We start from the raw sequence: 18,468 nt of genomic DNA on the forward strand, positions 1-18,468 counted from the left end.
TGCCCTCCATAATGAGGGACGCGTCATTCATCCTGGGCCGCGCGGGTTCGCGCGTGCTGGCGGTCATGCTGCTGGCGGCGGCGGTCGCGCTTGGCGGCTGCGCCGGCGGCGGCGGTGCCGCCAACTCCTATGCGATGGCGCCGAGCGCCGGCTCAGGGGCGACCGTGGCCTTCGAATCGATCGACGGGCCGCCCCCGCAGGTGTTCGACCGCATGGTCGGCGTGCTCGACAGCGAATCCAAGCTGCGCAGCCTGTCCGTCGTCTCCCGCGAGGGGACGGCTGCCTATCGCGTGCGCAGTTACCTCTCCGCCCAAATCGTGCGCGGCAAGACCGTGATCGCCTGGGTCTGGGACGTCTACGACGCCAACCAGCAGCGCGCATTGCGCCTCTCCGGCGAGGAACTGACCGCCGCCAAGGGTGGCCGCGACCCCTGGGGCGCCGCCGACGACCTCGTACTGCGGAAGATCGCCCAGGCCGGATTCAGCGGACTTTCCAACATGATCAGCGGCACACCGGACGCGCCGGGCACTGTTCCCGGCTTGCGGGGACCGGCGGTGGCCAGCGTGATCCCGGAGGCTCCGGCGGCCGAGATGCCGGCCTCGGCGCTGGGCTATGCCGAGCGATAACCCCCGCGAAACCACGGCCCCAAGTTGCGGCCAAACCGTTGGCCCGACTCAGGATTTCGGAGGGAAAACGTAGCATGCCGGGTTGCCATTGCAGGCCCCGGCCTGATATTTCCTCGCCCGTCGTAACCGTGCTTCCAGTGGGTATTCTCTGATGTTGAACGTCGTATCCAGCAAAGCGCGGGAGGAAGCGTCCATGTCGGCCAAGAACGGCTCCATCAAGCTTGTCGCCGGCAACTCAAACCCGGCCCTCGCGCAGGCGATCGCGCAAGGCCTCGACCTGCCGCTAACCAAGGCGGTGGTACGGCGCTTCGCCGACATGGAGATCTTCGTCGAGATCCAGGAGAACGTCCGTGGCTCGGATGCCTTCGTCATCCAGTCGACCTCGTTCCCCGCCAACGACCATCTGATGGAACTGCTGATCATCACCGATGCGCTGCGCCGCTCCTCGGCACGCCGCATCACCGCGGTGCTGCCCTATTTCGGCTACGCCCGGCAGGACCGCAAATCGGGTTCGCGCACGCCGATCTCGGCCAAGCTCGTCGCCAACCTGATCACGCAGGCCGGCGTCGACCGCGTCATGACGCTCGACCTGCATGCCGGCCAGATCCAGGGCTTCTTCGACATCCCGACCGACAATCTCTACGCGGCGCCGCTGATGGTGCGCGACATCAAGGACAAGTTCGACCTCTCCAAGACGATGGTGATCTCGCCCGACGTCGGCGGCGTGGCGCGCGCACGTGGCCTTGCCAAGCGCATCAACACCCCGCTCGCGATCGTCGACAAGCGCCGCGAGAGGGCGGGCGAATCCGAGGTCATGAACGTGATCGGCGACGTCGCCGGCTACACCTGCATCCTGATCGACGACATCGTGGACTCCGGCGGCACGCTGGTGAACGCAGCCGACGCGCTGATCGCCAAGGGCGCCAAGGACGTCTACGCCTACATCACCCACGGCGTGCTCTCCGGCGGCGCGGCCGCCCGCATCGCGGGCTCGAAGCTGAGGGAGCTCGTGATCACCGACTCGATTCTGCCGACGGAGGCGGTGACCAAGGCTCCGAACATCCGCACGCTTCCGATCGCCAGCCTGATCTCGGACGCCATCGCGCGCACCGCGGCGGAAGAGTCGGTGTCGAGCCTGTTCGACTAGGTTAAGTTTCGCGATGCCATAGGGTGGGCTAAGGCGCGACGCGCCACGCTCACCTTTTTCTTTGGCACGCGGACGGTGGGCACGCTGCGCTTTGCCCACCCTACGATCTCGTGCACTGACGCCCCACAGCCCCCCTCGCAAACCCCACGGGTTGTTGCCGGCTGCGGCCCATGACATCATCCGGATACTGAGCCATCTTTGCCCTCTGGATGCCTGATGCCACGCCGGAAATTTGCCTGGGAGAAGCTGTCGGATGACGAGTTGCTCAAGCAGCGCCTCTCCAGCCTGAGGGTTACGGTCAAAGGCACCTGGCTCGAGGACTGCGTCAGCACGCTCCATGAGGAGCTCGAAGAGCGGGGCATCCGGCTGCGACCGCACACATGGATCTCGAGCGAATGGTTCAGTCCGGGCGATGTGCCGGGCATCGCCATCCCCTTCTATCTCGCCCATCCCCGTCTGATGAAGCTCGAGAAGAAGATGATGTTCGACGTCGAGGGCGGAACCTGGCGCGAGTGCATGGGTATCCTCCGTCACGAGGCCGGCCATGCCGTGCAGCACGGCTATCAGCTGCAGCGCCGCCGGCGCTGGCAGCAGCTGTTCGGCCCGTCGTCGAAACACTACCCGCGCTACTACCGGCCCAATCCTGCCAGCAGGCGCTACGTCCAGCACCTCCGGCTGTGGTACGCGCAAAGCCATCCGGATGAAGACTTCGCCGAGACCTTCGCGGTGTGGCTGCGCCCACGCTCGAACTGGCGGACGCGATATGCCGGATGGCCGGCGCTGAAGAAGCTCGAATATGTCGACGAGCTGATGCACGAGATTGCGGGAAAGCGGCCGCTGATCACGACGCGGGAGCGTGTCGATACGCTGGGCCGGCTCAGCCAGACGCTCGAAGACCACTACAAGAAGAAGCAGGCGTTCTACGCCTTCACAGCGCCGAAGACCTACGACCGCGACCTCTCCAGGCTGTTTTCAGCCGATCCACGGCATCACCGCTCAAAGCCGGCTTCGGCCCTGATCAGGCGTCACCGCGCGCAGATCAGGCAGCTGGTCGCGCGGTGGACGGGCGAGAACCAGCTCACGCTCGATGCCGTGCTCGATGATATGATCTCCCGCTGCCGTGAGCTCGATCTGCGCGCCGTCGGCCCCGAACAGAAGCTCGTTCTCGATTTCACCGTCCTCGTGACCGCCAAGACGATGCACGCGCTGTTTGGCCCGTCTCGGCGCAAATGGATCGCGCTATGAGACGCTCACGCATTCTGGTGCTGATGCATCCGGACTTCATGCCTCCGGACTCCTCCGACGGATACACGCCGCAGGAAATCAACAACTGGAAGACGGAATACGACGTGGTGAGCACCTTGCGTGCGGCCGGCCACGAGGTTCGCGCCCTCGGTGCGCAGGACGAGATCAAGCCGATCCGCGAGGCGATCGAAGAATTCAAGCCGCACGTGGTCTTCACGCTGCTCGAGGAATTCCACAACAACGTCGCCTACGACCAGCACATCGCCAGCTATCTCGAGCTGATGAAAGTCCCTTATACCGGGTGCAATCCGCGCGGCCTGATCCTGGCGCGCGGCAAGGATTTGTCCAAGACGCTGGTGCATCACCGCCGGATCGCAGCGCCGGCCTTCGCCGTCTTCCCGATGCGCCGCAAGGTGAAGCGCCCGACGCGCCTTGCGCTGCCGCTGATCGTCAAGAGCCTGAACATGGACGGGTCCTTCGGCATCTCGCAGGCCTCGATCGTCGATACCGACGAGAAGCTCGTGGAGCGCGTCGCCTTCATCCACGAGCGGGTCGAATCCGCCGCCATCGCCGAGCAGTTCATCGAGGGGCGAGAGCTTTATGTCGGCGTGCTCGGCAACAACCGGCTGCGCGTCCTGCCGGTTTGGGAACTGAAATTCGGCAGCATGGGCGGGCGCAGATCACGGCACATCGCCACGGAGAAAGCCAAGCACGACACCGACTATCAGGAGAAGCTCGGCATCGTCGACGGGCCGGCGAAGGACCTTGCGCCCGAAGTCACCGCGCGCATCCAGCGCGCCGCGAAGCGCATCTACCGGGCGCTTGGCCTCGACGGCTATGCGCGCATCGATTTTCGTCTCGCCGCCGACGGCACGCCGTATTTCATCGAGGCCAATCCCAACCCCGAGATCGCCAAGAGCCAGGAGTTCGCCACGGCGGCCCAACATGCCGGACTCAAATATCCGGATCTCCTGCAGCGCATCCTGACGCTGGGGATCAGCCGGGCCAAGGCGGGGGTGTCGCTGGGGTGATGGCGGCTTGCGCAACTATCGTAGGGTGGGCAAAGGCGCAAAGCGCCGTGCCCACGTTCTTTGTTTGCGATAGAGAATGGTGGGCACGCTTACGCTTTGCCCACCCTACGAGACCTATTGCGCCTCGACCTTCGCGCTCACCACGTCCGCAAATGACTTGAAGAACTCCCCCGCCAGCTTCGTCGCGGTCGAATTGATCAACCGCGCTCCCAACTGCGCGAGCTTGCCGCCGATCTGCGCATCGACTTCGTAATGCAACACTGTCACGTCGGCACTCTCGGATTCCAGCCGCACCAGCGCGCCGCCCTTGGCGAAGCCGGCGACGCCGCCGGAGCCCTCGCCCGAGATGCGATAGGAGTTGGGCGGATCGAAATCGGACAGCGTCACCTTACCGCTGAACGTCGCCTTCACCGGGCCGACCTTGAAGACCACCGTCGCCGTCATCTCGTTCGGGGCGGTCACCTCGAGCGACTGGCAGCCGGGGATGCACTGCTTCAGCACAGCGGGATCGTTCAGCGCCGCCCACACCTGCTCGCGTGAGGCGGGAATTCGCTGGCTGTCGTTCATCTGCATGATCGGTGTCTCACTCTCTGCTTGCTGTTTGATTGGCCGCGCGCTGGCCACGCCGTCGTTCCCTTGTGATCTCCGCGAGGATCGACATTGCGATCTCCTCCGGCGTGATCGCGCCGAGATCGAGGCCGGCCGGCGCCTTGAAATCATCGATCGCGGCGGCATTGGCGCCTTCCGCGAGAAGCTTGGCGCGCAACGAAGCCATCTTGCGGCGGCTGCCGACGAAGGCGTGGTAGTCGGCTTTGGTCGCGACCGCGGCACGCAAGGCGGCTTCATCACCCTTGCCTTGCGTCGAGACCACGACGAAGCGCTTAGCGTCGTTGAGCTCGCCGAGGTGATAACCATCGATGACTGCATCGGCATCCGGCTGCGCCGTGCGATCGGTGGCGGGTGCAGCCAGCGTGACGTGATAACCGAGCACGCGCGCCTGCGCCGCAAGTGACAGCGCCACCGGGCTTGCCCCGAGAATGACAAGCGAGGGATGCGGCAGCACCGGCTCGACGAAGATGTCCATCGTGCCCTTGCTCGGGCACATGTTGCTGGCGAAGCGAATGCCGTCGCGGCTCTCGCCTGCGCTGACGCCCAGCTCGGCCAGAAGGTTCTCCGGCTGCACCGAGACCATCCGCGGCTCGCCATCGGCGAGCGCCTCGCGCGCCGCCTTCAGCACCGCGCCCTTGGCGCAGCCCCCGCCGATCCAACCCGCGACGATGGTGCCGTCGGCGGCGATGATCGCCTTGGCGCCAGCCTTCGCCGCGGTCACCGACACCGTGCGCACCACCGTCGCGAGCACGAAGGCGCGCTCGGCCGCCTTCATCTGCGCAATGAGATCGAGTACTTCGACATGGGCGATCATCGGCGTATCCTCAGAGCTTCGCCAAATAGGGTTCGAGCGCGCGCAGGCTTTGCAGCGAATTCGCGGGCGCATAGAGATCGACATGCGGCAACGCAGCTCTTATGCCCCGCGCTTCGGGCGTGTAGCCCTCCCACGCCATCATCGGGTTGAGCCAGACGATGCGGCGACAGCGCCGGTGCAACGCCGCCATCTCGCGGCCAAGCAATGCGGCATCCCCGGTCTCGTAGCCGTCGGACACGATCATCACGCAGCTGCGGGAATGGATCACGCGCGCGGCGTGCCAGCGATTGAAGGTTTGCAAGCACTCGCCGATCCTGGTGCCGCCACCCGCGCCTTGCGCCATGATCGAGAGCCGGTCGAGCGCGCGGCCGGCATCCTTCTCCTTCATCGCATCGGAGACATAGGCGAGCCGCGTGTGGAACAGGAACGCCTCGGCCTCGCGGAACTGGTCGAGCACACCGTGGATGAAGCGCAGGAAGACTGACGTGTACATGCTCATCGATCCCGAGGCATCGAGCAGCACGACGAGCCGCAACGGCTTGTCCTTGCGCTGGCGTTTCACCAGGCTGATAGGAACGCCGCCATGGCTGATGTTGCGATGAATGGTGCGGCGGAGATCAAGCCGGTAGCCGCGCCGGCGCGCGAGATCGCGCCGGGTCAGCCGCGTGCGCATTGCCTTGGCGAGCGCTGCTGCGGCCTCATGGGCCTGCGCGACCTGATCTGGATCGCTCAGCTTTCGGAAATCGACCTCGGCAAGATTGTCGGCGCGTGAAGCACCTTCCATGCGGCCCTCGCCGGAGCGGCCTTCCGGCGCGTCGTCGGAGGACGGAAGCTGGTCGACGGCGGACTGGTTACTGCCCTGCTCCGCCGCCTTTTCTTGCAAGCTTTTCAGCGAAGGATTGCTGGCGCCCGGCGCGGATCCAATCGTGCGGGAACGCGAGCGCACACGCTTCCCGAGCCAGAATGCATCGAACAGCCCGTCGAACTTGTCCCAGTCGGATTTGCGTGCCGAGAACAGGTGCTTGAACGCCGCGCGCAGCAGGTTCGGCCGGGCCGCATAGCCCGATGACATCAGCGTCGCCGCATCCTGCCCCTCGGCAAGCCCGACGCGAAAGCCGGCCTCGCGCAGCGTGCGCAGGAACGCCGCAAGCTTCGCGGAGACGAGGCGCGAGACCTCGTTGAGGTCATCATATCCGGGGCTGGAGCCACAGCAGCTCATGCGACCTTTCCCAGCAGGCGCTGCGTCACCTCTGGCGTGACACGGGCGCGGTCTTCGTGAGTCTTCAACAGGCAGACGAGCGTCTCATGCACAGTCTCGGGTGCGTCGTGAAGATTGGTTACGTCGAGGCCGACGAGAGCTGCCGCCCAATCCAGCGTCTCCGCCACGCCCGGGACTTTTCGCAGTTCCTCCTTGCGCACACCCTCGACCATGCGCGCGATCTGGAGCGACAGCGACGGGCTGGCGCCCATGACGCGCGTCAGGATGATGCGAGTCTCGCGGTCGACGTCGGGATATTCGACATAGTGATAGAGGCAGCGCCGGCGCAACGCGTCGGACAGTTCGCGCGTGCCGTTCGAGGTCAGCACGACATGCGGGATCGTGACGGCCGCGATCGTGCCGAGCTCGGGGATCGAGACCTGGAAGTCGGACAGCAATTCCAGCAGGAAGGCCTCGAACTCGTCGTCGGCCCGGTCGATCTCGTCGATCAGCAGCACCGGCGCCCTCGGCCGGCGGATCGCGGCGAGCAAGGGGCGCTCGAGCAGGTATTTTTCCGAGAACACCTGGTCCTCGATGCTATCGCTGCCACGATGGGCCTGGATCGCCAGCAATTGGCGCTGGTAATTCCACTCGTAGAGCGCGGAGGACTGATCGAGGCCCTCGTAGCATTGCAGCCGGATCAGCTCGGTCGCGTGCACTTTTGCAAGTGCTTTCGCCACTTCCGTCTTGCCGACGCCCGCTTCGCCTTCGAGCAGCAGCGGACGCCGCAACAATTGCATCAGCGAGATCGCGGTCGCAAGGTCCGCATCGGCGATATAGCCCGATGCGGCCAAGGCTTGCGCGATCTCGTCTCGATTCTTCATTGGTCCTCGAACTAAATGCCGCACGTTCCGTGGCCTTCATGGTTCGAGACGCGCGAAGACGCGCTCCTCACCATGAGGGTCTATGACCTCATCCTGAGGAGCGGCGCGTACGCCGCGTCTCGAAGGATGAAGGCCCGGCTTTCGCCAATCACCCTACGCCACCGCGCCCAGATCCTTCGCCGCCTTCCAGTTGCGCCAGAAATCATGCGGCATCTGGATGTGCGTGGAGCCTAAGAACGAGAACGCGTCGTTGACGGCGTTGGAGAAGGCCGGCACGCCGCCGACATTCGGGCTTTCGCCGACGCCCTTGGCGCCGATCGGGTGATGCGGCGACGGGGTGACAGTGAAGTCGGTCTCCCAATGCGGCGTCTCCACCGCGGTCGGCATGAAGAAGTCCATGAACGAGCCGGTGACGACGTTGCCGACCTCGTCGTAGCGGATCTCCTGGCCCATCGCGATGGCGAAAGCTTCGGTGAGGCCGCCATGCACCTGACCCTCGATGATCATCGGGTTGATGCGGGTGCCGCAATCGTCGAGCGCGTAGAAGCGCCGGACCTTGTACACGCCGGTATCGACATCGATGTCCATCACGCAGAGATAGGCGCCGAACGGATAGGTCATGTTGGGCGGATCGTAATAGCTGACCGCCTCCAGCCCGGGCTCCATGCCTGGCGGCACCGAGTTGTACGCCGCCCAGCAGATGTCCTTCATCGACATGAACTTCTCCGGCAGGCCCTTCACCCGGAAACCGTCGATGTCGAATTCGAGATCGTCCTCGTGGACCTCGAGCTTGTAGGCCGCGATCATCTGCGCCTTGGCCTTGATTTTTCGCGCAGCCATCGCGATCGCCGCGCCCGCCACCGGCGTCGAGCGCGAACCGTAGGTGCCGAGCCCGTAGGGCGCGGTGTCGGTGTTGCCCTCCTCCACCATGATGTTGTCGGCGGGAATGCCGATCTCGGTCGCGATGATCTGGGCCCAGGTGGTCTCGTGACCCTGGCCCTGGCTCTTGGTGCCCATGCGCGCGATGCCCGCACCGGTCGGATGCATGCGGATCTCGCAGGAATCGAACATGGCGATGCCGAGGATGTCGCAGTTCTTCGACGGGCCAGCACCGACGATCTCGGTGAAGAAGGAGATGCCGAGCCCCATGATCTCGCGGGTCTCCCCCCGCGCGAACGCGGCACGCTTCTCCGCCTGCTCCTTCCGGAGCGCGGCGTAGCCGGTCGTCTCCATCATCTTGCGCATGGCGGTGTGGTAGTCGCCGGAATCGTATTCCCAGCCGAGCGCCGAGTGATAGGGGAACTGCTCCGGCTTGATGAAGTTCTTCAGCCGGAGTTCAGCGGGGTCCATGTTGAGCTTCTGCGCCAGAATATCCATGGCGCGCTCGATGCAGTAGGCCGCCTCCGTGACGCGGAACGAGCAACGGTAGGCGACGCCGCCCGGCGCCTTGTTGGTGTAGACGCCATCGACAGCCAGATGTGCGGTCGGGAAGTCATAGGAGCCAGTGACGATGTTGAAGAAGCCGGCAGGCCATTTCGACGGGTCGGCGCAGGCGTCGAACGCACCGTGATCGGCGAGCACGTGGACACGAAGGCCGGTGACCTTGCCGTCCTTGGTCGCGGCGATCTCGGTGGTCATGTGATAGTCGCGCGCGAACGAGGTCGCGGTGAGGTTCTCGATGCGGTCCTCGACCCATTTCACCGGCTTGCCGGTGACGATGGAGGCCACCGCCGCACAGATATAACCGGGATAGGCGCCGACCTTGTTGCCGAAACCGCCGCCGATGTCGGGCGCGATGACGTGGATCTTGTGCTCCGGAATTTTTGCGATCAGCGCCACCACGGTGCGGATCACGTGCGGGGCCTGGAACGTGCCGTAAATCGTCAGCTCGCCCTTGAACTTGTCGAAGGAGCAGACGCACTGGCAGGTCTCCAGCGGCGATGGATGGGTGCGGTGGTAGGAGATCATCTCCTTGATCTTGACCTCGGCCTTGTTGAAGGCCGCGTCGGTCAATTCCTTGTCGCCGACGGTCCACTCGAAGATGTGGTTGTCGTGCTTGCGCGGACCATGCGCGCCGGACATCTTGCCGACGAGATCCTCGCGCAGCACCGGCGCATCCTTGTCCATCGCCTTGAAGGGATCGACCAGCGGAGGCAGCGGCTCGTATTCGACGACAACCGCGTTGATGCCGTCATCCGCCGCATAGCGGTCGGTGGCGACAACGAAGGCGACCTCCTGATTCTGAAACAGCACCTTGCCGTCGGCCAGAACCATCTGCACGTCGCCGGCCAAGGTCGGCATCCAGGCGAGGTTCACGGTCTTCAGCGTCTCAGCGGTGATGACCGCGAGCACGCCGGGCACCTTTAGCGCCGCGCTGTCGTCGATCTTCTTGACGCGCGCATGCGGATGCGGCGAGCGGACGAAGTCGCCGTGCAGCATGCCGGGCAGCTTGACGTCGTCGACGTAATTGCCCTTGCCCTGGGTGAAGCGGATATCCTCGACGCGCTTGCGCTTGCAGCCCATGCCTTCGAGTGCGGCGGTGCGTTGTTCCCGCGTGGGAGTGAGGTCGTTCATTCTGCGGCCTCCTGGAATTCCACGCCGTTGATCTTTGCGGCGGCGTATTGAATGGCTTTGACGATGTTCTGGTAGCCGGTGCAGCGGCAGATGTTGCCGGAGATGCCCATGCGGATTTCCGGCTCGCTCGGCGAGGGATTTTCCTTCAGCAGCCGATGCGCGCGGACAATCATGCCGGGCGTGCAGAAGCCGCATTGCAGACCGTGCATCATGCGGAAACCTTCCTGGAGCGCCGAGAGCGTGCCGTCGGCATTGGCCATGCCTTCGATCGTGGTGATGTCACTGCCATCGGCCTGCACCGCAAACATGGTGCAGGACTTCACCGACATGCCGTCGATATCGACGGTGCAGGCGCCGCAATGCGTCGTCTCGCAGCCGATATGGGTGCCGGTCATCTGCAGATTCTCGCGGATGAAATGCACCAGCAGCGTGCGCGGCTCGACGAGGCCTTCGACCTCGGCGCCGTTCACCTTCATGGTGACGTGTGTTTTAGCCATCGATCCCTCTCCCTTACTTCGCGACAGCGGCGGCGCGCTGAAGCGCGCGCGTCACCATGATGCCGCCGACATGTTTTCGGTATTCGACCGGGCCGCGGGCATCCGCAGCTGGCGCCATGATCGCTGCGGCCGCAGCGGCGGCCTTCTTCAACGTCGCCGCATCGAGGCTGGTGCCAATCACGGCCTTGGCGGCATCGGCAGCCAGCAGCGGCGTCTCGTGGACGTTGGTGAGCCCGATCGCGCAGGTCGCGACCTTGCCACTCGCCATGGTGAGAACGACGGCGGCGGCGGCGGTGGCGTAGTCTCCGACCTTGCGCTTGAGTTTTTCGTAGGCGTAGCCGTGGCCGGCCGCGGGCACGGGAACCGAGACGGAGGTCAGGATCTCGCCCGGCTCGAGCGCGGTGAAATAGGCGCCCTGATAGAAGTCGGCCGCCGCGACGTCGCGGGAGCCACCCGGGCCTTCGAGGCGATAGGTTGCCCCCAAGGTCATCATCAGCGCCGGCATGTCGTTGCCGGGATCGCCATTGGCGACATTGCCGCCGATCGTGCCGCGGTAGCGCACCTGCGGGTCGGCGATCAGCAGTGCCGCTTCATGCAGGATCGGCATCGACTTGGCAACGTCGTCCGAGACCAGCAGCTCGTGCTGGGTGGTCATCGCGCCGATGACCAGATTGTTGCCGTCGCGGCTGATGCCCTTGAGGGCGGCGATGCCGTGCAGGTCGATCAGATGGGCGGGGGTGGCGAGCCGAAGCTTCATCATCGGCACCAGGCTATGCCCGCCGGCCAGAGGCCGGGCATCCTCGCCGAGGTCTGACAATAGCTTGACGGCATCGGCGACACACGCCGGCCGGTGATAGCTGAATGAGCCTGGGATCATCATCTCCTCCTCGTCGTCCTTTGCGCGTGACGGCGCGGACGTTGAGGGGAGGCTCACTCCGAGAGGGGCGCGCCGCAATCATTCGGGCACGGAACAGCGGATTTCGCACGAGTTGCGGCGGGGAACGCACGAATTGCGTCAGGGGTAGCGACGTATGGCGGCGGCCACTTACCCTCCCCTGGAGGGGGAGGGTCGACCGCGCGAAGCGCCGGCGGGGTGGGGTGATCTCTCCACTCGGGCAGTATTCATCGCGGAGGGACCGTCACGCCACCCCGCTCCGCATTACGCTCCGCTCCATGCGAAGCGACCCTCCCCCACCAGGGGGGTAAGAAAGAACGCGCCTCCCGTGCGGCCCGACTCTACGCGTGCCGCCGGTTCGCTAGCCCCAACCTTGCCTTCACCTCGGCTATCTTGGCACGGCTGACCGGGACCCGATGCGGCGACGGACCGTCGAGCTCGAGCACGGCGCCATCCCCCTCTTTGCGGACCAATGCGACATGGGGGATGGCAACGATATGGCTGCGGTGCACCCGGAGGAACAGCGAGGGATCGAGCTGCGCCTCGGCCTCCGAGATCGACCAGGGGCACATTCGCTCGCGGGTGCCGTCGTGAACACGGGTGTAGTGCGCATCGGCCCGGACGCTGCGGACATTGGCTGTCTCGATGAAGTGCGTGCCGTCGGCGCTCTCGACCGGCAATCGGGGAACCGGCGCGCGGGGCGGCTGGCCGAGACCGCCGAGGGGTGCCACCGGGCGCGGAGCTGCAGCCGGCGCAGCGATCAGTTCGATGGCGGCCACCGCGACCGGCGAAGCAACCGGTTCGGCGGCAACAGAGGTCGAAGTCTGACGCCGCTGGTCGGGAACCAGCGACAGCAGGAAGCCGGCTGCGATGACGAAGCACAGCACCGCAACGATGATCGACAAGATTTGTTGCGACGCGGCAAGACCGCCGCCGGCGTGGTGATGCGCCGCACCGGTCAGCGGCTCGAAATGCATACCCAGCATCGCCGTGTAATGCATGCCGGAGACGGCGACGCCAAAAACAATCGAGCTGACGATCAGCCGGACGCCCTCCTGCTGCGCCAGGAAGGCGCGCAGGCCGCCATAGGCCGTGACGATTGCGACCACGACCGAGAGCAGCACCATGGTCCGGTCGTGGACGATAATGAAATGACCGGCGAGGCCGTGGATGCCGACATAATGCATGCTGGCGATGCCGACGCCGAGCAAAACGGCCGACGAGGCCACTCGCTTCAGGGATGGCTCGCCGATCGAGACAAAGAACAAGGAGATGCCGACCACCAGCGCGCAGATCAGGAACGAGATGATGGTGGGAAGAACGAGATAGACCGTGTCCGGCGGCAGCGGCGCAGCCAGCATGCCGACGAAATGCATGGTCCAGATGCCGACGGCCAGAAACGCGGCCGCACCCGCGAGCAGAACGCGGTTGCTGACGCCGGGCGTGTTGCGGATGCGAGCAGCAAGCGCAAAGCCGGTATAGCCACCCAGACTCGCGACCGCCACAGAGAGCGCGACGAGATAGGGATCGTGTCCTTCGAACATGATCTTGTCGGCCGTCCGTCTCCACGGCACGGCCTCCTCCCGCCGCCGACTTTATAGGGACGGCGACGGGATTGACAATCAGCGGCGTGTGAGCGGACGGCTACACAATGCCCGCCGCGACCTGGCCGCGCAGGCGCTCCAGGCCGAGCAACGTCTCGGCGCAGGCTGCGGCGACCTCGACGCCCTTGATCGCAAAATGCCTGCGGAAGAAATCGTAATGCACCTCGGTCTCGTGGAATTGCTGCGGCGTCAGCACCGCTGAGAACACCGGCACCTCGGTGCGCAGCTGCACGTCCATCAGCGCCTTGATGACGGTGTCGGCGACGAACTCGTGTCGGTAGATGCCGCCATCGACAACGAGGCCCGCCGCGACGATCGCGGTGTAGCGCCGCGTCTTGGCGAGGATCTGCGCATGCAGCGGGATCTCGAACGAGCCCGGCACCTCGAACACGTCGACATGATTGAGGTGACGCGCGGCCGCCTCCTTCACGAAGGCGATGCGGGCCTCCTCGACCACGTCGTGATGCCAGCAGGCCTGCACGAAGGCCACCCGCTGCGGTTTCGCGAAGCGCGGATGCTCGGGTGCCGGATCCTGCGGAACCGGCGGTTGGGTGACTTCGGAAGTTTCGGTTTGGGGGTCTTGCAACATCTGATTCATGGCTTTCCTTCAAAGGACCAGAATCAGGGCACACGGAACGACAAGCAGCCGCACCTTGCGATGCGTCTGCCACCGACCGTTCTCTTTCATCCGGACTTTAACCGTCGGCTTCGGAGTTGCACCGAATCTGCTGACCCTTCCCTTCGGCAAAATTCCTTTTCAGGAAGATTCCTGGGGGAAGGCGCTCGCGGGCTTGGGCCTTGCGACCCTTACCGCCGGTGGGGACTTTCACCCCGCCCTGAGAACATCGGCCGCCCGGGATGAACGGCCTGACCGGAAATATGACGCCGCCCGGCGGCCGCAGCAAGCGCGTTCCGCATGAAAAACCGCATGGTCCCATGCCGCCATGACGGGTGTGCCCTCGCCCGGCGGAATTAACGATTGGCGCGCCATCGGCGAATCCGATTCCGATTTGTTCTCATTCGTTAAGAATTGTGGCGGAGATGAGCTGTGGACGAACGAGTCCTGGCTTGTGGACGGACTCGGCAGCCAGTTGCGCAGATTCCGCAAATCACATCACTTGATCCGCGACAGGCTCGCGCTGATCCGAGGGGATCGCGACAGCGACGTTGAGGGAGCGCGCCGGGCCGACCGCGTGCGTATCAAAGACAACAAAAAGGCAAGAGGTCGAGACGGAATGTCCCTGCTCGAAGGCACTATCGATTCCAGAAATCACCCGCTCGCGGTGGTCGAGGACATCGCTGCCAGCAACAACTGGCCGTTCGAACGCTCCGGCGAAGACGAGCTCACGATTGTCTCCAAGGGACAATGGACCGACTATCAGATCTCCTTCACCTGGATGGGTGAGATCGAGGCGCTGCATCTGGCTTGCGCCTTCGACATGAAGATTCCGGTTGCGCGGCGGGGCGAAGTGCAACGTCTCGTCGCTGCGGTCAACGAGCAATTGTGGGTCGGCCATTTCGACCTGTGGACCAACACCGGCATGATCATGCACCGCCAGGCCCTGGTGCTGCCGGGCGGGCTCACCGCCTCGACCGCGCAATGCGAGGCCATGCTCGCCGGGGCCATCCATGCCTGCGAGCGCTACTTTCCCGCGTTCCAGTTCGTGGTGTGGGCCGGTAAGACCACCGCGCAGGCGATGGACGCGGCGATGTTCGACACGGTCGGAGAGGCGTAAGGCCTCTCTCCAAGATGGTGAGGGGCGCGCGCCCCTCCTCAGCATCGTGCCGGACAAGCGGGGCGCAGATCCGGACCCTTACCGCGCGAGTTCTCCGTATCGCGCGATGCTTGTTGCTCCGCCCTCCATCCACTAGAACCGCCTGTGGTTATGGGTCCCGGCCTTCGCCGGGACGACACCTTTGTTTGTGGTGACCACAGTGGCAGACAGCAGCACTCTCAAGAACATCACCGGCACCATCCTCCTCGCCGGCGCCGGCAAGATGGGCGGCGCGATGCTGACCGGATGGCTTGCGGGCGGGCTCGACCCGCGCCGCGTCGCGGTGATCGATCCGCACATTTCATCTGAGATCACCGCTCTTGCCGCCAACGGCGTTGCGCTCAATCCCGATGTCAAGGCCGCCGGCACAGTCGAGACACTGGTCGTCGCGGTGAAGCCGCAGATGTTCCGCGAGGCCGGCGCCAAGCTGAAGCAGTTCGTCTCGGAGAAAACATCGGTGGTCTCGATCATGGCGGGAACCACGATCGCATCGCTCGAAGAGGTCTGCGGCGGTGCCGTGGTGCGCGCGATGCCGAACACGCCGGCCGCGATCGGTCGCGGCATCACGGTCGCCGTCGCGGCGAAGAACGTCAGCACCACGCAGCGCGCGGTAGCCGATGCGCTGCTGCGTGCCACCGGCTCGGTCGAATGGGTCGAGGATGAAGGCCTGATGGATGCGGTCACCGCGGTGTCCGGCTCAGGCCCGGCCTATGTGTTCCTGCTCGCCGAAGAGCTCGCGCGCGCCGGCGTCGAGGCCGGACTGCCCGAAGCGCTGGCGACGAAGCTTGCACGCGAAACCGTCGCCGGCTCTGGTGAACTTCTGCATCAGTCGGAGCTTCCCTCCAGCACGCTGCGCCAGAACGTCACCTCGCCCGGCGGCACCACCGCCGCAGCACTCGGCGTGCTGATGGGCGAGCCGGGCCTGCGCGATCTGATGATCAGCGCGATCGCGGCCGCGACGAAGCGGTCGAAGGAGCTGGCGAAATAGCGAGGTGTCGTAGGGTGGGCAAAGCGGCTTGTCCGCCGAAGCTCGACGAGCGAAGGCGGAAGCGTGCCCACCAACTTCGTTCGCGATCCCGAAAGATGGTGGGCACGGCGCTTCGCGCCTTTGCCCACCCTACGACATTCGCGCTCGCCGCTACGCCCCCAGCCGCTTGTTGAACATCTCGACATTCACAAGCCCGCGCGCATGGCGGCCCTCGCCGAGCCTGCGCGTGCCCTCGAACGCCTCGACCTCGAAGCGGATGACGCGGCGCTCGACCGCGACCACCTTCGCGGTGGTCCGCACCGTCGCGCCGACGAGAGCGGCTGCGAGATGGCGGATGTCGACCTCGGTGCCGACAGTGACCCAGCCCGGCTGAAGCGCGGCGCGGATCGCATCGCCCGACGTCATCTCCATCTCCAGGATCATCATCGGCGTCGCATAGACCATGGGCATGCCGGGCACGAAATGCCCGACCGTGCGCTCAGCCGGCACCACCAGCGTGCGCTCGGCGCTCATGCCGACCTTGATGAAGTCGCGTGCGTCCATGGGGGCCTCAAACTCCGCTGTCGTCCCGGACAAGCGCAGCGAAGCGGAGCGCTGGTCCGGGACCCATAACCACAGGGAGTAGTTTGGCGAAGACTCCGAGTTACCAGCTCGCCAAATAACCACTGCCTGTGGTTATGGGTCCCCGCTTTCGTGCGCAATTGCGCACTCGGCGGGGACGACAGTAGAGACTGCCGATATAGCGCTGGCTATTTCTTCGCAGCCGCCGCGCGCTCCACAAAGGTCTTGCCGCCCTTCATCTTGTGACGGAGCGGGGCTTCGTTGATCTGGATGACGACGGCATCGGCATCGACGCCGAGATTCTTCACCAGGGCCTGGGTGATGTCGCGCATCATGCCGGCCTTCTGCTCGTCGGTGCGGCCTTCGGCCATGCTGACGGTAATCTCAGGCATCGTTCTCTCCCTTGCGGCCGAACACCGGCCATTGACGGTCGCCATCAAACAAGACGTGGATGCCTGGGACAAGCCCGGGCGTGACGGCCTTCCGGAATGGCTATCCCCACTTTACGTCATGGCGGCCCAGGACTTCGCGCACCTTGGCGACGAGGTCGGCTTCGCTGCACGAGAACTGCGCCGGACGGCTCTCGCGCCACTCCTGGTTGGAGGCGATGGCGGCAGCGGCCTTGGCGCCTTCGATCAGATCCTTGATCTGCAGCTCGCCGCGCGCCTGTTCATCCGAGCCCTGGATGATCACGCAAGGTGAGTTGCGGCGGTCGGCATATTTGAGCTGGTTGCCCATGTTCTTGGGATTGCCGAGATAGAGCTCGGCGCGGATGCCGGCAGCGCGCAAGGACGCCACCATTTTCTGATAGTCCGCGACGCGGTCGCGATCGAACACGGTGACGACGACGGGGCCGAATTCGGGCCGCGTGTCGAGCTTGCCGAGCAGCGTCAGCGCGGCCTGGAGCCTGGACACGCCGATCGAGAACCCGGTCGCCGGCACTGGCTCACCGCGGAAGCGCGAAACGAGTCCGTCGTAACGTCCGCCGCCGCCGACGGAGCCGAACCGCACGGGCCGGCCCTTCTCGTCCTTGGTCTCGAGCAGCAGTTCAACCTCATAGACGGGGCCGGTGTAATATTCGAGGCCGCGCACGACGGAGGGATCGATTTTGATGCGGTCCGCGCCATAACCCGACGCTGTCACCAGCTTGGCAATCTCTTCCAGCTCGCTCACGCCGGCCTGACCAATCTCGCTCTTGGCGAGGTAAGTTTCCGCCGCGGCGACGGCCTCTTTCCAATCGTCGCGCGGTTTGGTGATGGCGAGAACGACGTCGGCCTCAGCTTCGCTCAAATTGGCGCCTTTCGTGAAGTCGCCCTTGCCTTCTTCGCCGCCATCCCATCGTCCGGGACCGAGCAGCTTGCGCACTTCGTCGGCGGAAAACTTGTCGAGCTTGTCGATCGCGCGCAGCACAGTCAGTCTGCGCGCGGCATTCTCGTCACCGCCGAGCCCGATGGCTTCCAGAACGCCGTCGAGCACTTTGCGGTTGTTGACCTTCACGACATAGGAGCCGCGCGCAATACCGAGCGCCTCCATCGTGTCCGCGGCCATCATGCAGATCTCGGCATCCGCCGCCGGCGTCGCCGAGCCGACCGTGTCGGCATCGAACTGCATGAACTGGCGGAAGCGGCCGGGGCCGGGCTTCTCGTTGCGGAACACGTAGCCGACGCGGTAGCTGCGGTAGGGCAGGACCAGACCGTCGGTGCCGTATCGCTCGCCGACATAGCGGGCGAGTGGCGCGGTCAAATCGTAGCGCAAGCTGATCCACTGCTCGTCATCGTCCTGGAACGAGAACACGCCCTCGTTCGGACGGTCCTGGTCGGGCAGGAACTTGCCGAGCGCATCGGTGTATTCCATCGCCGGCGTTTCCACGGGCTCGAACCCGTAGAGCTCGTAGACGGCGCGGATCTTCTCGACCATCTCGCGCGTCGCCCGGATCGCGGTGGGGTCGCGATCCTCGAGCCCGCGCGGCAGGCGCGCCTTCAGTTTCTGGGGTTTTTTGGGTTTCTCGGCCATGCGCGGC

The 18,468-nt window shown here is 65.0% G+C and carries 18 protein-coding genes and 1 riboswitch; of the genes, 6 read left to right on the plus strand and 12 right to left on the minus strand.

Annotated elements, in window-relative coordinates; all coding sequences use genetic code 11:
- Positions 1-11: 11 nt before the first annotated feature.
- From ACVJ5M_RS41250 to ACVJ5M_RS41265, 4 genes are all read left to right on the plus strand, one after another.
- Positions 12-626, plus strand: a complete 615-nt coding sequence (locus ACVJ5M_RS41250; RefSeq protein ID WP_283017726.1) for a hypothetical protein — start codon at positions 12-14, stop codon at positions 624-626.
- 193 nt (positions 627-819) lie between these two features.
- A complete protein-coding gene (locus tag ACVJ5M_RS41255; protein WP_063986696.1) occupies positions 820-1,773 on the plus strand; it encodes a ribose-phosphate pyrophosphokinase in 954 nt (317 codons plus the stop codon).
- Between the two features lie 216 nt (positions 1,774-1,989).
- Complete coding sequence (locus tag ACVJ5M_RS41260; RefSeq protein WP_063985560.1) at positions 1,990-3,018, plus strand: putative zinc-binding metallopeptidase; 1,029 nt, start codon at positions 1,990-1,992, stop codon at positions 3,016-3,018.
- Positions 3,015-4,049 carry a D-alanine--D-alanine ligase family protein gene (locus ACVJ5M_RS41265; protein ID WP_063985561.1) on the plus strand — a complete coding sequence of 345 codons (1,035 nt, stop codon included), beginning with the start codon at positions 3,015-3,017 and terminating at the stop codon, positions 4,047-4,049. The genes ACVJ5M_RS41260 and ACVJ5M_RS41265 overlap by 4 nt, the downstream gene beginning before the upstream one ends.
- A gap of 114 nt (positions 4,050-4,163) precedes the next feature.
- Here the strand turns inward: ACVJ5M_RS41265 and ACVJ5M_RS41270 are convergent, their stop codons facing one another.
- From ACVJ5M_RS41270 to ACVJ5M_RS41310, 9 genes are all read right to left on the minus strand, one after another.
- Positions 4,164-4,622 (minus strand): SRPBCC family protein, encoded by a 459-nt coding sequence (locus ACVJ5M_RS41270; RefSeq protein ID WP_063985562.1) that lies wholly within the window; start codon positions 4,620-4,622, stop codon positions 4,164-4,166.
- A gap of 10 nt (positions 4,623-4,632) precedes the next feature.
- Positions 4,633-5,472, minus strand: coding sequence for an XdhC family protein (locus ACVJ5M_RS41275; protein WP_063985563.1), 840 nt, complete (start codon positions 5,470-5,472; stop codon positions 4,633-4,635).
- A 10-nt stretch (positions 5,473-5,482) separates the two neighbouring features.
- Positions 5,483-6,691: a vWA domain-containing protein gene (locus ACVJ5M_RS41280; protein WP_063985564.1), complete on the minus strand. Its 1,209-nt coding sequence runs from the start codon at positions 6,689-6,691 to the stop codon at positions 5,483-5,485.
- Positions 6,688-7,554 (minus strand): AAA family ATPase, encoded by an 867-nt coding sequence (locus ACVJ5M_RS41285; RefSeq protein ID WP_063985565.1) that lies wholly within the window; start codon positions 7,552-7,554, stop codon positions 6,688-6,690. The genes ACVJ5M_RS41280 and ACVJ5M_RS41285 overlap by 4 nt, the downstream gene beginning before the upstream one ends.
- Before the next feature lie 153 nt (positions 7,555-7,707).
- Positions 7,708-10,128 carry an aerobic carbon-monoxide dehydrogenase large subunit gene (locus ACVJ5M_RS41290; RefSeq protein ID WP_063985566.1) on the minus strand — a complete coding sequence of 807 codons (2,421 nt, stop codon included), beginning with the start codon at positions 10,126-10,128 and terminating at the stop codon, positions 7,708-7,710.
- Entirely contained in the window at positions 10,125-10,625 is a 501-nt protein-coding gene (locus ACVJ5M_RS41295; RefSeq protein ID WP_063985567.1) for a (2Fe-2S)-binding protein, read from the minus strand. The genes ACVJ5M_RS41290 and ACVJ5M_RS41295 overlap by 4 nt, the downstream gene beginning before the upstream one ends.
- Positions 10,626-10,638: 13 nt before the next feature.
- On the minus strand, positions 10,639-11,502 hold the full coding sequence (locus ACVJ5M_RS41300) for an FAD binding domain-containing protein (protein ID WP_283017728.1): 864 nt from the start codon (positions 11,500-11,502) through the stop codon (positions 10,639-10,641).
- Between the two features lie 359 nt (positions 11,503-11,861).
- Positions 11,862-13,064 (minus strand): MHYT domain-containing protein, encoded by a 1,203-nt coding sequence (locus ACVJ5M_RS41305; RefSeq protein ID WP_063986698.1) that lies wholly within the window; start codon positions 13,062-13,064, stop codon positions 11,862-11,864.
- 100 nt (positions 13,065-13,164) lie between these two features.
- Complete coding sequence (locus ACVJ5M_RS41310; RefSeq protein ID WP_063985568.1) at positions 13,165-13,722, minus strand: 6,7-dimethyl-8-ribityllumazine synthase; 558 nt, start codon at positions 13,720-13,722, stop codon at positions 13,165-13,167.
- A gap of 74 nt (positions 13,723-13,796) precedes the next feature.
- A riboswitch (FMN riboswitch) is annotated at positions 13,797-13,972 on the minus strand.
- 387 nt (positions 13,973-14,359) lie between these two features.
- On the opposite strand from ACVJ5M_RS41310, the gene ACVJ5M_RS41315 reads away from it, so the two are divergent.
- Both ACVJ5M_RS41315 and proC read left to right on the plus strand, forming a co-directional pair.
- Entirely contained in the window at positions 14,360-14,860 is a 501-nt protein-coding gene (locus ACVJ5M_RS41315; RefSeq protein WP_028151553.1) for a type III secretion system chaperone family protein, read from the plus strand.
- 190 nt (positions 14,861-15,050) lie between these two features.
- Entirely contained in the window at positions 15,051-15,887 is an 837-nt protein-coding gene (gene proC / locus ACVJ5M_RS41320; protein ID WP_231143637.1) for a pyrroline-5-carboxylate reductase, read from the plus strand.
- Between the two features lie 150 nt (positions 15,888-16,037).
- Here proC and ACVJ5M_RS41325 read toward each other — a convergent pair whose 3' ends face one another.
- The 3 genes from ACVJ5M_RS41325 to hisS all read right to left on the minus strand — a co-directional run bounded on the left by ACVJ5M_RS41325 (position 16,038) and on the right by hisS (position 18,461).
- Complete coding sequence (locus ACVJ5M_RS41325; RefSeq protein ID WP_063985570.1) at positions 16,038-16,430, minus strand: thioesterase family protein; 393 nt, start codon at positions 16,428-16,430, stop codon at positions 16,038-16,040.
- Between the two features lie 206 nt (positions 16,431-16,636).
- Positions 16,637-16,885 (minus strand): tautomerase family protein, encoded by a 249-nt coding sequence (locus tag ACVJ5M_RS41330; protein WP_071909549.1) that lies wholly within the window; start codon positions 16,883-16,885, stop codon positions 16,637-16,639.
- Positions 16,886-16,940: 55 nt separating this feature from the next.
- Positions 16,941-18,461 (minus strand): histidine--tRNA ligase, encoded by a 1,521-nt coding sequence (hisS, locus tag ACVJ5M_RS41335; protein WP_354100172.1) that lies wholly within the window; start codon positions 18,459-18,461, stop codon positions 16,941-16,943.
- Positions 18,462-18,468: the final 7 nt, after the last annotated feature.

The organism is Bradyrhizobium sp. S3.7.6, assembly GCF_054061875.1.

Coding starts and splice junctions, on each gene's coding strand:
- ACVJ5M_RS41250 (WP_283017726.1), top strand. CDS start 12: ATGAGGGACGCGTCATTCATCCTGGGCCGCGCGGGTTCGCGCGTGCTG.
- ACVJ5M_RS41255 (WP_063986696.1), top strand. CDS start 820: ATGTCGGCCAAGAACGGCTCCATCAAGCTTGTCGCCGGCAACTCAAAC.
- ACVJ5M_RS41260 (WP_063985560.1), top strand. CDS start 1,990: ATGCCACGCCGGAAATTTGCCTGGGAGAAGCTGTCGGATGACGAGTTG.
- ACVJ5M_RS41265 (WP_063985561.1), top strand. CDS start 3,015: ATGAGACGCTCACGCATTCTGGTGCTGATGCATCCGGACTTCATGCCT.
- ACVJ5M_RS41270 (WP_063985562.1), bottom strand. CDS start 4,622: ATGCAGATGAACGACAGCCAGCGAATTCCCGCCTCACGCGAGCAGGTG.
- ACVJ5M_RS41275 (WP_063985563.1), bottom strand. CDS start 5,472: ATGATCGCCCATGTCGAAGTACTCGATCTCATTGCGCAGATGAAGGCG.
- ACVJ5M_RS41280 (WP_063985564.1), bottom strand. CDS start 6,691: ATGAGCTGCTGTGGCTCCAGCCCCGGATATGATGACCTCAACGAGGTC.
- ACVJ5M_RS41285 (WP_063985565.1), bottom strand. CDS start 7,554: ATGAAGAATCGAGACGAGATCGCGCAAGCCTTGGCCGCATCGGGCTAT.
- ACVJ5M_RS41290 (WP_063985566.1), bottom strand. CDS start 10,128: ATGAACGACCTCACTCCCACGCGGGAACAACGCACCGCCGCACTCGAA.
- ACVJ5M_RS41295 (WP_063985567.1), bottom strand. CDS start 10,625: ATGGCTAAAACACACGTCACCATGAAGGTGAACGGCGCCGAGGTCGAA.
- ACVJ5M_RS41300 (WP_283017728.1), bottom strand. CDS start 11,502: ATGATCCCAGGCTCATTCAGCTATCACCGGCCGGCGTGTGTCGCCGAT.
- ACVJ5M_RS41305 (WP_063986698.1), bottom strand. CDS start 13,064: ATGTTCGAAGGACACGATCCCTATCTCGTCGCGCTCTCTGTGGCGGTC.
- ACVJ5M_RS41310 (WP_063985568.1), bottom strand. CDS start 13,722: ATGAATCAGATGTTGCAAGACCCCCAAACCGAAACTTCCGAAGTCACC.
- ACVJ5M_RS41315 (WP_028151553.1), top strand. CDS start 14,360: ATGTCCCTGCTCGAAGGCACTATCGATTCCAGAAATCACCCGCTCGCG.
- ACVJ5M_RS41325 (WP_063985570.1), bottom strand. CDS start 16,430: ATGGACGCACGCGACTTCATCAAGGTCGGCATGAGCGCCGAGCGCACG.
- ACVJ5M_RS41330 (WP_071909549.1), bottom strand. CDS start 16,885: ATGGCGACCGTCAATGGCCGGTGTTCGGCCGCAAGGGAGAGAACGATG.
- hisS (WP_354100172.1), bottom strand. CDS start 18,461: ATGGCCGAGAAACCCAAAAAACCCCAGAAACTGAAGGCGCGCCTGCCG.